General features: G+C 57.2%; 11 protein-coding genes. 4 read left to right on the forward strand and 7 right to left on the reverse strand.

Annotation, left to right across the window (positions count from 1 at the left end; all coding sequences use genetic code 11):
* The 7 genes from VI215_08555 to VI215_08585 form a co-directional block, all read right to left on the reverse strand.
* On the reverse strand, nucleotides 1–1,140 hold a 1,140-nt coding region (locus VI215_08555; GenBank protein HEY6192357.1), incomplete at its 3' end, for a metal-dependent hydrolase.
* Between the two features lie 50 nt (nucleotides 1,141–1,190).
* On the reverse strand, nucleotides 1,191–1,682 hold the full coding sequence (locus tag VI215_08560) for a hypothetical protein (protein HEY6192358.1): 492 nt from the start codon (nucleotides 1,680–1,682) through the stop codon (nucleotides 1,191–1,193).
* Between the two features lie 7 nt (nucleotides 1,683–1,689).
* Nucleotides 1,690–2,400, reverse strand: a complete 711-nt coding sequence (locus VI215_08565; protein ID HEY6192359.1) for a hypothetical protein — start codon at nucleotides 2,398–2,400, stop codon at nucleotides 1,690–1,692.
* A 25-nt stretch (nucleotides 2,401–2,425) separates the two neighbouring features.
* Nucleotides 2,426–3,295 (reverse strand): hypothetical protein, encoded by an 870-nt coding sequence (locus tag VI215_08570; protein HEY6192360.1) that lies wholly within the window; start codon nucleotides 3,293–3,295, stop codon nucleotides 2,426–2,428.
* Between the two features lie 60 nt (nucleotides 3,296–3,355).
* Nucleotides 3,356–3,745 carry a hypothetical protein gene (locus tag VI215_08575; protein ID HEY6192361.1) on the reverse strand — a complete coding sequence of 130 codons (390 nt, stop codon included), beginning with the start codon at nucleotides 3,743–3,745 and terminating at the stop codon, nucleotides 3,356–3,358.
* Nucleotides 3,746–4,412: 667 nt separating this feature from the next.
* Nucleotides 4,413–5,363 carry a sugar-binding protein gene (locus VI215_08580; protein ID HEY6192362.1) on the reverse strand — a complete coding sequence of 317 codons (951 nt, stop codon included), beginning with the start codon at nucleotides 5,361–5,363 and terminating at the stop codon, nucleotides 4,413–4,415.
* A gap of 31 nt (nucleotides 5,364–5,394) precedes the next feature.
* The gene (locus VI215_08585) at nucleotides 5,395–6,264 is read right to left on the reverse strand and encodes a sugar phosphate nucleotidyltransferase (protein ID HEY6192363.1); all 870 of its coding nucleotides are present in this window, start codon (nucleotides 6,262–6,264) and stop codon (nucleotides 5,395–5,397) included.
* Between the two features lie 346 nt (nucleotides 6,265–6,610).
* Here VI215_08585 and VI215_08590 point away from each other — a divergent pair, with 346 nt between their 5' ends.
* The 4 genes from VI215_08590 (at nucleotide 6,611) to VI215_08605 (ending at nucleotide 13,345) form a co-directional block, all read left to right on the forward strand.
* On the forward strand, nucleotides 6,611–10,096 hold the full coding sequence (locus VI215_08590) for a two-component regulator propeller domain-containing protein (GenBank protein ID HEY6192364.1): 3,486 nt from the start codon (nucleotides 6,611–6,613) through the stop codon (nucleotides 10,094–10,096).
* Between the two features lie 15 nt (nucleotides 10,097–10,111).
* Nucleotides 10,112–10,480 carry a response regulator gene (locus VI215_08595; protein HEY6192365.1) on the forward strand — a complete coding sequence of 123 codons (369 nt, stop codon included), beginning with the start codon at nucleotides 10,112–10,114 and terminating at the stop codon, nucleotides 10,478–10,480.
* Nucleotides 10,481–10,497: 17 nt separating this feature from the next.
* Nucleotides 10,498–11,685 carry a SpoIIE family protein phosphatase gene (locus VI215_08600; protein HEY6192366.1) on the forward strand — a complete coding sequence of 396 codons (1,188 nt, stop codon included), beginning with the start codon at nucleotides 10,498–10,500 and terminating at the stop codon, nucleotides 11,683–11,685.
* Between the two features lie 325 nt (nucleotides 11,686–12,010).
* On the forward strand, nucleotides 12,011–13,345 hold the full coding sequence (locus VI215_08605; protein ID HEY6192367.1) for an SdrD B-like domain-containing protein: 1,335 nt from the start codon (nucleotides 12,011–12,013) through the stop codon (nucleotides 13,343–13,345).
* The last annotated feature ends 65 nt before the right edge of the window (nucleotides 13,346–13,410 follow it).

The raw sequence follows: 13,410 nt of genomic DNA on the forward strand, positions 1-13,410 counted from the left end.
GGAATCCTTCGGATCGATCAGTGAGACGACCCTGGAATAGCTCTCGGGCCTGGAATGGATGCCGGATCCCGAATCAGGCTCGCCGGACCCATTCGCCAGAATCGTCTTGATGGTGAGAACTCCCTTGGTGACCAGAACTCCTTCCAGATTGCATGCGCGTATATCCTCACACGAGGCAAAATTGAACCGGATCGTGCCTGCGCTTCCCGATACGGGTGTAAACACCCTGATATTTTCCGGAAGCGAGACCCTGTCGCCTGTCGTCAGATCGCCGAAAAGAAAGTTTTCGGCCGATGTGTCGAGTGAGGAAATCACTTCGGCGAGAAGCCACCCGCCCACATCGACATGTTGAATCCTGTATCTGGCCGGTCGGCCCGGGTCACAGAGGATGGTCCGCACCACGAAATCGGCCTGAAAGTCCTTCCCCATCGTATGGAGCATCCGGTCAGGCCCACGAAATACCAACGTGTGTGGATTCAACGCTCCGATGACTTCAACTCTCCCTTCGAGGGGCTGTTTTGTCAGCATGCTGTATGCGGTAATCGAGGCGAAGACGGTATTGTCCCGTGATAATTCGCCATAGTCCCGAACCGCGGCCTCAATATTTTGTTGCGTTGCCCGGATGAAGCGCTCGTACCCCTGATAGGAGACGATGAATGTCGGCACGCAACCGAGCAGGAAGATGAGCCCCAGCGCCCTGTCCATTTTTCCCCCGGTGCGAACCCGGTACCGGTGGGGGTTGTTCACCTCAAGCGGAAACACGCACTTGGCGGGAGAAAAGGGGTAGAAGAGCTTCACGCCGTTGACGGTCATCGTGTCGAGAAACGGGTGAGAGGCGTAACCCGTCATGAAACAGACGTACAAATCCCTGTTCACGAGCGTGAGAGGCAGCGCAGCCGCCGCGAGAAACGCGATCGAGATGAGAGCATGCGTGATCGTGCGGTGGCCGAATCGCCGCTCGATCCTCAGCGAGATGAACGGCGCGAGTTTGCCGGCTGTGCTCGCCGCGGTGTCGACATCGGGCAAGAGCGATGAAAGGGCGATCACCGCCGCGTTCAACGGATTAAGTGATACCCCCGTCGTTGTGAGCAGAAGCAGGTAGAGAAATTCCGCAAACGTTACGTGTGTCGGGCCTGTCATCGAAGATAATCCATCACCGGGCAGCGAAGGCCCGTTCAATTCGGAACACTTCATTTTTTGAGACGATAATAGAACTGTTCGAGCGGTTCGACGGCTTGAAAATGCTCGAGGAGATCGAAGTGCCTGCCATACATCTCCGATACCTGCGTAAGAGCCGATTGCCGGAGAGAGGACCGCTTGAAGAAAGGCGCGTTCAGGATGGTGCACTCGATCAGGTCGAGTACCAGAAGGGCGCTCTCCTGAGTCAGGGTTTCGGGGTTGAACCCCTGCTCCTTCAACCGAACTCTTTCTATGGCGAGGGCAATCGCTGCCATGGCTCTGTCGCCGCAGATTCTTGAGGCCCCCCGATGAAACGATGAGTAGAGATTCTGGAGAAGGTCGAGGTATTGCCGGAGCCGGACGTCCTCCACAGTCTGATTCTCGCCGTCGGCTTCTGCCGACTCTGGCTTGGGCGAACCGGACTCTTTCAGCACGGTTTCAGGCCGTTTCCGGGTCTTTTTCCTTTTCACGGCGCGCGCACGGCCGCGGGTTCGTTTATTCATCGAGGGTTCATTGCGGTACATCGTGTGAGAGCTGGCGTCCCAGCATTCTTTCTTCCAGCATGAGAAGTTGGAGACGTGAATTTAATTCAATAAGTCTCAGTTTCGATTTCAGCACCCCATCGTAATCGAGTTTACCCTGTCGAAACCTCATTTCATTGAAGCGTACTTCATCCTCCACGACGGCCGCTTCCGCGCAGAGCGACTCAAGTTCGATACGCACTTTCTCCAGTCTCTCCGAGAGTCCGGACCTCGACTTCTCACGCCGGATCCGGATGTGCCGGGTTTCGATCCCGATCTTGTTCAACATCATCTCAGCTTCTGCATGTTTTGAATCATCGAGGATATCATCGAGGGAGATCCCGATTGTGATTCTGTATGCATCTTTCGGAAGAAGCGAGGTCGCGAGCGTCGCGGGATCGAGAAAAATGACATCCTTCCATCCGAAGCTGGCAGAAAAGCGCACTGAGGGGATGAGCCGGTGCCAGAGAGTTGTATGATCCGATTGACGACGAAACCGCCGGGACTCGATATCAAGAAGCTTCAACTGAAGAGAATCGTCCTCGCTACCGGGTTGATCGCCGGAGAGGTTTGCTTGAAAGAGACCCGGGGCCGCATCCGGCTCATTGGCGGAATCCGCCTGAGCGAACGCAACCCCGGGGGAGAACCAGAGAAGAATCAGTCCGGCGAGGATGAGTGTGATATGGGGGGCATCGGGCATGGCTGCACCTTGGCCGGAAAGACGGTTACGGACCCGATGTTATTTCGCGGAAGACGGTGCCGTCGGCCCGCCCGATTGTTCGAATGCTCCGCCAGGTCGAATCAGCGAATTGGGTGTAGCTCACGACACTTCCGTCCGCCAATCCGTTGTTTTTCCGCAGCTGGATGAGCGCTCCGCTCCCGTCCCTGACTTCGGAAACAACCGAACCGGCCTCCCCGAAACGGGAGGTGACGCGGACCGACCCATCCGTAGGACTTACGACCCGCGTCACAACCGGAAGGCGGAACGTGTATGTCTCGAGTATGCCGTTCCGCAGCACATGTGTGACGATCGTATCTCCCGTCAAGGCGTACACGTCGGTCACGTTCGACTGCTGGGCGCTATCCAGCCGGAGGTCTTCGAACGAGATGTATTTCCTTGTTTCGGAGACGATTCCCCCCTGCGGTACCCCGTGCGTCTTCCGGACCGTGATGAGAAGCAGGCCTTTCGGATATTGATGGCGCTCGGTGACGACCGCGCCAAATCCGTCGGGTGTCACTTCTCCATAGACAAAGGTGGTGTCGATGGCGGTCGATGCGATAATCCGTTTTCCGCCATCGGTCGCCATTTCCCGGCGGGATGTGGATTTCATGACGCCGCTTGAACCGGCCGGGATCTGGGCACCGCCGTCGGCAATCGCGCTCAGCTCATCGAGGAGGCCGATGAGGAATTCCGAACCGGCGGACTGGACCTGGGGCGATGAAGGGTGTTCGATCGCGGGAATGGGTTCCGAATCCTCGTTACATCCCCCGGACCAAATCGCCAGCGTCACAAAGATCATCGAAACCGAGGCGAGCGAATATGCCGTGAGCGCGATGCGCGCGCGGGGTCGAATGGACAACTCTGTTTTAAACATGGGACCCTCCAATTATTAGGTTGAAGACCTGTGGATTGAGAAGCGGAGTAATGGTTTGATTCAGAAATGAAAGACCTGGACGGAAGTCTCATACGATTGGGAACCGATCTCGACGAGGGCGAAGTAGATGCCCGCGGGCGCAAAGAGCCCGTCGTCGGTGTCTCCCAGCCAGCTCACGGAGTGAGAACCTCTCGTCTCGCGGGCATTCCCGATGAGAATCTTCACGCGGAAATCCGCACCGGAGGCGTTCCGCCGGACGATGCTGATATTCAAGGTTTCCGGCACCTTGAGGGAGAACTTCAGTTCGGTGTTTCTCTTGAAGGAATCGAACGCGCTCGGCGCGAAGCGGAGGTTGCTCAGGACATCGGGGCCAACCGGGCCGGTTGAGGGGCTGCACCTGAAGGTGCAGACGACGCAGATTGTGAATAACCACTGGAGTACGTTTTTCACACTCTCAGGGTACGAACTTGCTACTGCAAGCGTGTCAGAGATTTGTCAGGATAATGTAGAACTTTTTGCCTGGAAGGCTGGCGCCTTGTCATCCTGAGGAAGCGTAGCGACGGAAGGATCCCGCATCCTGGCGCATTGTCATCCTGAGGAAGCGAAGCGACCGAAGGATCTGGTTTTTCTACCGGGAAGATCCTTCGCTGCGCTCAGGATGACACTTTAGATCGGAACCGAATTGAGTTTACAGAAGAAGTGGATCATAGGAGAAGTCGGGGCCACGGCGGTGCAGAGGTGAAGGGTAGAAGAAACCTGAGATTACATCTCTTACTCGTTTTACTCGATAGAAAGGTCCTGGTATTTTCCCGACCTGATTCTCTTACGCAGGAGGAAATACTGGTAGGCCAAAAACAGGCAGGGAATCGCCGTTAAGACCGCAACATTCAAAAATATGAATTCGCCGGAATGCATCACTCCCAGGTTGTCGTTGAAAATCTGACGAACGGATGGAAAAAGCGTCTTGCTGGAATACCCCCCAATTAAGGGATAAATTTCAGACAGGCTATGATGCAGATCACAAATCTGACACTTACCTGGCCCCGGAATTCATCACCGGATCCAGGACATTTTTCCCCTTCGGGTGAACAGCCCAGCCCTCATTATGAACAGGCTCCTAGAACTTCCCGGTCTTCCATTTCATCGCGTACTCTTCCGCATTTTCTTTTGTGACGATATCGACTCCGGAGTCGATGACCGGCGCGGGGTTCTTTCCTTCTGAAATATCCTTGAGCAATCGCACGCTCTCATACCCCCATCCCCAGAGTTTCTGGCCGATCAGGGCCTGCACATATCCCTGCCGGACGTAGTCGAGTTCTTCCGGAAGCGCGTCGAAGGCGATCACCGTCAGCTCGCCCGGTTTCCTGGAAGCAAAGGGACCGGGAGGCGGCGTGAAGATTCCCCATCCTCCGATCAACACCCATCCCTTGAGGTCGCGATGCGCCTGCATGACGGCCTCCATCCCGGTCACTCCCCTGTTCACGTCGTCGTAGCAATACTCCGTGGCGACAACCTTGATGTCGGGATACTCCTTGAGATATTCCAGGAGTCCGTTCTTCCGCTCCTCAAGGTTCGGAGCGCCGGGAGTTCCCATCAGGAGCGCGATTTCTCCTTTCTTGCCCATGTATTTCACGAGGTACTCACCCATCGTCTTCCCGCTCCCGGCGTTATTGGTGCCGTAGAACGACTTGCGCTTGCTCCTGGAGGCATCCGAATCGAACGTGACGACCGGAATCCCCGCATCGACCGCCTTGTCGATCGACTCTTTGAGGGCATCCGCGTCATTGACGGAGAGGGCGATCCCGTTCACTTTTCGCTCGATCAGACTCTCGATGATCTGCGCCTGCTCAACCGCATCGGACTTCACCGGCGCGAAGCGCTGGACTTCTATCGCCCCGCCTCCGAGATCCTTCGCCCCCGCCTGGGCCCCCTGCCATGCCACCTGGAACACCGGGTTGTCGAGCAACTTCGGGACGAAGGCAAAAATAAGTTTATGTTCTTCGGCCTTCCTGCCGCAACCGGCTGCGACAAGTGCGGCGAGCGCGAGAACGGAGAGTTGTTTTTTCATTTCACGACCTCCTTCTGGGATGAGAGTGCGGCTATAGATCGTTTCGAGAGGTATGCTTCAGAAACTCCTGAACATGCGCAATATCGCTGTGGTACGTAAGGTCGGGAACATGCTCCGAAAGCGGTATCGCCGCCATCGATTTCGGATGCCGCTCGACCAGCATCATGACCGCGGCCGGCAACTCCTTTTCGGCGCGCAGGGGATCGAGGGGAACCAGGCCGAGAATCGGCAGAATAAGGTTATAGGAGAGGCGGAAGATATTCATGCTCACTCCGATTCTTCCTGCCGCGTCGGGCGAAGCGGCGATTTGCCCTGCCGATGGCTTTTCGATGATCCTCGTGAGGTACCCCTCCGAATCCTTCTCAATCACCGAGAACTGTTCGAATCTCGACGGCTCGAACTCGAGTGCGACACGGTCGTAATCGATCAGCGCGCACTCGCAGGGGCTTTCCAAAAGAAGGCGCAACGCCCGGACAGAATAGAGGTTATCGCTATTGCAGACGGTAAATTTCTTCCCCTTCCAGTCGGTTCTTGATCTGAGCGCCCCGAGGAGGGCATCCGCGGTTCCGAGCGGCTTCTTGCGTCCCGGGGGAATGGCTTGAAGAACAGCTGTGAGCCGGAGTCCGGGAAAGCCGCCGCTTCCGCCGGCCGGGAAATAATACTCACGCGTCGCGAAATCCCCTTCGCCGAGAACAAGGACAACGTCGGAATACCCCGCCTCCCGCACATTCTCAAGCAGAAAGTCAAGGAAGGGGCGGCGCCCCTCCCCCAGGCCGATCATCGATTTGGGTTTCGTGCGGGCGTCGTCGGCAAGATTCCCCTCAACCGGGGCCTCCGCCTCTATCGACTTTTTCATCCGCGAGGAGATCCCCGCGGCAAGGATGACGATGTTCGGATCCATAGACCCCTCGGAAACCGGCTGGACTTCACGGGGAAGTTACTCAATTAGTTGCATAACGTCAAACGAGATGGCGGGTCCCATTCGGGTTGCGGCGCAGAGCGCCGCGGAGCGGCAGAACGAGATCCGCGGTATCGGTAGCCGCAAGCTTTAGCTTGCGGGTTTTTTGATCGAGGACCTGTGCCATGTCGGGAAAAGACCGCAGCCTAAAGGCTGCGGCTACCGACCCCTCGAGACCGTCCGGATTGCGGCGCAGAGCGCGGCGATGAGGCGGGCCGCGTAGTGTTGCGGAGAGAGGATTTTATGAGTATCTTTCGACTTGTTTAAAAGTGCCGCAACATACCCCGAGATGAAGAAAAAAGCTTCGATACGGCCCCTGATCGGGTGCCTCGTCCTGGCCGCTCTCTGCGCAAGCCTCCCCGGAAGCGCATTCGCCCTCGATCCACGCAAGGCGATCTCCCAGTACATTCGAGAGGTGTGGACGACCGACAACGGCCTTCCCCAGAACACGGTCGAAGCGATCATTCAATCGCGCGACGGGTATCTCTGGTTTGGCACACAGGAAGGGCTCGTCCGCTTTGACGGATTGCGTTTCACCGTCTATGACCGCAGTAACTGTCCGGAGTTGCTGAACCACAATATAGCTCAACTCCTGGAGGACCAGGATGGGGCGATTTGGTTCAGGACGGGCGCTCCCGCCGGAGTCGCCCGTTTGAAGCAGGGCAAATCCAAGATCTACACGACAAAAGAGGGTCTCGGGTCTCTCACCGTCAACGGAATGGCCGACGACAAACGCGGATCAATCTGGTTCGCGACACTGAACGGCCTTGCCCGCTTCCGCAACGAGACGCTTAAGAATTTCACGACAAAGGACGGATTGGCGAGCGACACGCTCCTGGGGCTCTATTGCGACAGCAAGGGGAGCCTCTGGTTCGAGACGCCGCAGGGGGTAAATCAGTTTATCCCCGACTCCTCGGGAGGAACTTGTAGGACGTTCAAACTCACCGACACGGCCGGGACAACCATCGCGGCCGCCTTTTTGGATGACAGCCTGGGCAATGTCTGGATCTCCACGAGCCGGGGGCTCGATAGGATCACGAACGGAACGCGCTCGCACTTCACGACGAAGGACGGACTCTCGAGCAATCACGTCCATTCCGTGTTCGTCGACAGGAACAAAAATGTCTGGATCGGGACTGACGAAGGGATAGACTGCTATGAACATGGGGCGTTCGTCAACTACCGGCGGGAAAAAGACCGGAGTTTCAACGATATCGCCGGTTTCTTCCAGGAGAAAGAGGGGAACATCTGGTTCGGTGTGAACGGCAAAGGGCTGGGCCGTATCGGACACCGGGGGGGCGCGGAAGGATCGGCCGCCGATGCCATTGAATATTTCACCACGCAGAACGGCCTCCCGACCTCGGATCTCAGATCTCTCTTCGAAGATAAGGAGGGGAGCATCTGGATCGGGACGAACGGCGGCGGCTTGATCCGCCTTCGGGACGGAAAATTCATCACGCTTTCCGCGGAGGACGGGCTCGCAAGCGACCTGGTCAGCGTCATGTGCGAATCCCGCGACGGCAGTCTGTGGGTCGGATCGTTCGACCGGGGCCTCAGCCGGTATAAAGACGGTGCGATTGAGATCTATACGACCAAACAGGGTCTCTCCTTCAACGGTTTGGGCGCGCTCTTCGAAGACCGGTCGGGGACCCTCTGGATCGGCACGAACAAAGGGCTGAATCTGCTTGTCCCGGGAACTTCCGCGAAGTCTCCCGCCCGGATCGCGGTGGTAAAGGGCATCTCGACCCAAAATGTCACCGCCATGACCGAAGATCATGACGGCTCTATCTGGATTGCCACCCGCAGCGGGCTGTTCCGTTCTTCGAACGGTGCCATCACACGCTTCGGGAAGCGGGACGGGCTCCCCTCGGAGGTTATGCTCGACGTGATGATCGATCGCAAAGGCTCGCTCTGGATCTCGTCTGATAATGGAGTGAGTCAATTCAAGGACGGGAAATTTGTCAACTACGGGACAAAGGAGGGCCTCTCGGATCCGCAGGTGTTCGTCATCCACGAGGATTCCGCCGGTACGCTCTGGTGCGGCACTTCCAGCGGCGGATTGAACCGGTTCAAGGACGGCAAGTTCACGCCGATCACCCCCAAGGACGGCATGTTCGATTATGCCTCGTACCTGATCCTCGAAGATGACAAGGGCAACTTCTGGACCGATTGCAATAAGGGCATCTATCGCGTAAGCCGGAACGAGCTGAACGATTTCGCGGACGGAAAGATCGACCGGGTCCACTCGATCGCCTACGGTACCGCGGACGGGATGAAGAATCGGGAATGCAATGGAGGCAATCAGCCGGCCGGATGGAGGACGCGGGATGGAAGACTCTGTTTCGCGACGGTGAAGGGGGTCGCGATGATCCGCCCCTCGGAGATCGCGTTGAACGCGATCCCGCCGCCGGTCGTGATTGAGCAGGTGAAGGTCGACGGCGAATCGATCGACCCTCAGGGCAAATCGGACTTCGCTCCCGGGAAGACAAAATTCGAATTTCATTATGCCGGGATCAGTTTTCTCGGGCCGGAGAAAGTCGCTTACAAGTATAAGCTGGAGGGCTTCGACAAGGAGTGGGTCGACGCGGGAAGCCGGAGGGAAGCGTACTACACCAATATTCCCCACGGAGAGTACACGTTCAGGGCGATCGCGGCGAACAACGACGGCGTCTGGAACGAAACCGGCGCCTCCGTTTCCTTCTCACTCCGGCCGTTCTTCTACCAGACCTCGTGGTTCTATGCCCTGGTGGTCTTCGGTTTCGCGGGGCTTGGACCCGGCGTCTATACCCTGCGAGTCCGCCAGCTCAAGCGAAGGGAAACCGAACTTCTCTCGCTCGTCAACGAGCGAACGAGGGAACTTCAACGGCAGCAGGAGAAGACAGAAGAAGCGTTGAGGGACGCTCAACTCGCCCGTGAGCAATCCGAAGCCAGCCGCGAGCAGGCCGTCGCGGCGCTCCGGGAACTGCAGGAGGCGCAGAAACAACTTGTCCTTTCGGAAAAGATGGCTTCGCTCGGCCAGCTCACCGCCGGCATCGCGCACGAAATCAAGAACCCGTTGAACTTCGTCAACAATTTTGCGGTCCTTTCGAGCGACCTCACGAAGGAGCTCAAAGAGGAGCTCAACAAGCAGAGGGCGAAGCTCGACCCGGCGAACGCCTCGGTCATCGAGGAGCTCCTGAGTGATCTCGAGCAGAATGTCACCAAAATCAACGATCACGGTAAGCGCGCCGACAGCATCGTCAAGGGGATGCTTCTTCATTCCCGCGGCAAGGCGGGCGAGCGTCAGGCCACGGATCTCAACGCGCTGCTCGCCGAGTATGTCAATCTCGCCTATCACGGCCTGCGCGCCCAGGACTCCTCCTTCAACGTCAAGATCGAGGGTTCCTATGACGAGACCCTGGAAAAAATAGAGGTCGTTCCCCAGGACATCAGCCGGGTCTTCCTGAACATCGTGAACAACGGTTGTTACGCCGCGAACGAAAAAAAGAAAATGAGGCTGGACGGGTTCACGCCGACGATTTCCATCTGCACCAAGAACCTCGGCGACAGGGTCCAGGTGAAGATCCGGGATAACGGAAACGGCGTTCCCCGGAACATCCTCGACAGGATCTTCAATCCCTTTTTCACGACGAAGCCGAGCGGGGCGGGAACGGGACTCGGCCTCTCCCTCAGCTACGACATCATCGTTCACGAACATAAAGGGGAGCTCACCGTCGATTCGAAGGAGGGTGAGTTCGCAGAATTCACGATCACAATCCCAAAAAACCTATCCTGAGAGAAGGGTATCGCCATGAAAGTGATGGTTGTTGACGATGAACGGGATGTCGAATTCCTGTTCAGGCAGCGGTTTCGGAAGGAGATACGGGAGGGGGTTATCGAACTGGTCTTCGCCTTCTCGGGCGAGGAAGCGCTTGCGTTCCTGAAGGGCCTCTCGACACCCGACGTCGTCCTCGTCCTATCGGACATCAATATGCCCGGAATGACGGGCCTCGAGCTGCTCAAGAATGTGAAGGAGAGTTTCTCCCAGCTCCGGGTCTGCATGATTACGGCGTACGGCGACGAGACCAATTACAAGACAGCAATGCAGTTCGGCGCCGAAGACTATTTTACCAAACCGCTTGACTTCGACAAACTCAAGAAAGATGTCCTTGCACTTTAGTACGATCGGGAGGCGGAATGCCCGTTAAAATGCTTGTCGTGGACGATGAACCGGATCTGGAGTCGTTGATCCGCCAGAAATTCCGGAAGCAGATCCGCGAGAACGAATACGAGTTCCTCTTCGCGCAGAGCGGAGTCGAGGCGTTGGTGCGGATCGCCGAGCATCCCGACGTGAGCGTCGTGCTGTCCGACATCAATATGCCGGAGATGGACGGCCTCACGCTGCTCACCAAGATCGGCGAATTCAACAACCCTGCCCTGAAAGCGGTCATCGTCTCGGCCTACGGCGATATGGAAAACATCAGGACCGCCATGAACCGGGGGGCGTTCGATTTCGTGACAAAACCGATCGACTTCAACGACCTTGAGCTGACAATCAACAAGACGCTCCATCATCTGGAGATCATCAAACGCGCCGGCGAGGAACACGAACAACTGGTCTCCGTCCAGAGCGATTTAAACACCGCGACGAAGATCCAGCAGTCGATCCTCCCCAGGACGTTCCCCCCGTTCCCCTCCCGGACGGAGATGGATATCTTCGCCCAGATGATCACCGCGAAGGAGGTCGGCGGAGATTTCTACGATTTCTTCTTCATCGACCAGGACAGGCTGGCGATCGTCGTGGGGGATGTTTCGGGAAAAGGCGTCCCCGCGGCCATCTTCATGGCGGTAAGCCGGACGCTGCTGAAATCGATCGCAATGCAGATCGGCAATCCCGGGGAGTGCCTTCGAAGGGTCAATACGCTGCTGATTCCCGAGAGCAATATGGCCATGTTCGTCACAATTTTTTACGGAATCCTCAATACCCGCACCGGGGAAATACAATACACCAACGGCGGCCACAACCCCCCCTATGTCGTCCGGAATAACGGGTCGGTCGAGCCGCTTCAGCCCACGGAGGGGCTTCTCCTCGGGATGCTCGACGATATCGAGTATGATGTCAAGAAAATCTCCCTCCAGCCCGGGGAAAAGCTCTTTATGTTCACCGACGGGGTGACCGAGGCGATGAACCACCTCCGGGAGCTCTACGGGGAATCCAACCTTATCACCTGCCTGCAGCAGTCAAAAGACCTTCCCCTCAGGGAAATGGTCCAATCGGTCTATACCTCGGTGGAGAAATTCGAGGCCGGGTTCCCCCACGCTGACGACATTACGATGCTTGTCCTCCAGTACAACGGAAGGAACCGCTCCGCCCCGCAGCCCTGAGTCCCGCCGGGTACCCCTTGTGTCCGGGCCGGTCACCCCCTCACGACGCGCCGGAAAATTCCGGGGACAATACGGGTAAAATGCGACCCTCCCCCTTGCATCTCAAGGAAATTAGTTTATCTTTAATCATTGTTTACGGTTCCCCGGTATCGCTTCGCCAATCCTTGCGCTGATCTGTCAAGCAAGTACGTCTTCGGAGTTTTATGCGATGACAACCCCGGGAGGAGTTACCCGCGCATCGGCACCGTGGCAATCGTACACCTCATTTCTGTTCAAGACCGAAAAAAAGTAACCAACACCTATCCACTATCAGGAGGAGTTGTTCATGAAAACTGTCTCATCAGTCGCAGCGTTGGGCGCCGCCGTCATCGTCGCGCTCTTCGTCCTTATGTCAGGTTGCGAACGGTCGAAGTATCCGACCGAATCGATGCCGACTCAGTCCCAGCCGAACGACGGACTGAGGGCCTCCACCCCTGTCGCCAATATCCCGCAAAGCGTCGTTCTCCAGGGGTTTACTGTTACCTACCTGGGACGGTCGCTGGCCAACAACCAGACGACGTTTTCGTACCTCGTCACCGGACCGAACGTCGACATGCATTACCGGTTGGAGCTTCCGGGATGCGCCGGGACTCTCGCCGCATCGTCTCCCGGCAACGGCGTCACATCGAACAATGACCCGAACATCGACCCGGGCATCGAGTGGCATCCGAGCAACGGAACGAACAAACCGGATAGCCTGAATTTCACTTTGACCTACGCCGGGACCGTCAAAGAGGGAATCATTCTCACTTCGGTCAACACGAACCAGGGAACTTCCGTCGGATTCATCGCCGGTGCGTGCGCGAGAGTGTTTGACATCTCTGGCACGGTGTTCACCGACGCCAACAGCAACGGTGTCAGGGACGGAAGCGAAACCGGAATCCCGGGCGTGAGCGTCTTGTTGCTCGGCACAGGCAATACGCTTATGGCAACCCGTTCGACGGACCTGAACGGAAATTACCTGTTCGAACAGGTGCTGGACGGAACGTATACGGTTGTCGCCGACACCGGGACTGTTGCATCCACCAGAACAACGTATCTTTCCAAGACTACCGCCAGCTCCGTATCCGTCACGGGCGGTCCCGATTCGCCCGGCCACAATTTCGGGTTCGCAGCCAAGTCCGGCAAGTTAATCAACGACCTGAAGTTCGGCATTCTGCCCACGACCGGCTTAACGCCCGGATTCTGGAAGAAGCAACTTTCCTCGGCTCTGACCGGAAGCGGAAGCCCCACGGTGAGCAAGGCCACTCTGATCACGTTCATTGCAAGCATCCGCGGACTGATCCTCACCGATCCGTTCAAGCTCGGGACTGGCGACGGACTCCAGGAAGCATACAATATCCTGAACAAGCCGGTGAAGAGCGATCTGGATCTCCTCACCCAGCAACTTCTCGCGCTGGAATTCAACTGGGTTTCGAACCACGGAATCCAGGCGACCGACCCCAACCTCCAGTTTATCCTGATGGGCTGGGGAGAAGCTCTCGTTGCAGCCAATCAGCCCGCGGGCGGAGCGGCGACGATGAGCGTACTTCCGGGCGCCGCGATTATGAGCTCACTCACCGATGCCTCCACGGTGTATGCGGGGGTCAATAAGTCGAGCGGCGGCGGCGGCACGTACTGATCCGCCGGTTGATGCCTCTTCGGGCATCACCGCAGATGTAAAAAAGGAGAGAGCGTTCGCTCTCT

This window comes from Bacteroidota bacterium, from assembly GCA_036522515.1.
Lineage (GTDB): Bacteria > Bacteroidota > Ignavibacteria > UBA10030 > SZUA-254 > VBOC01.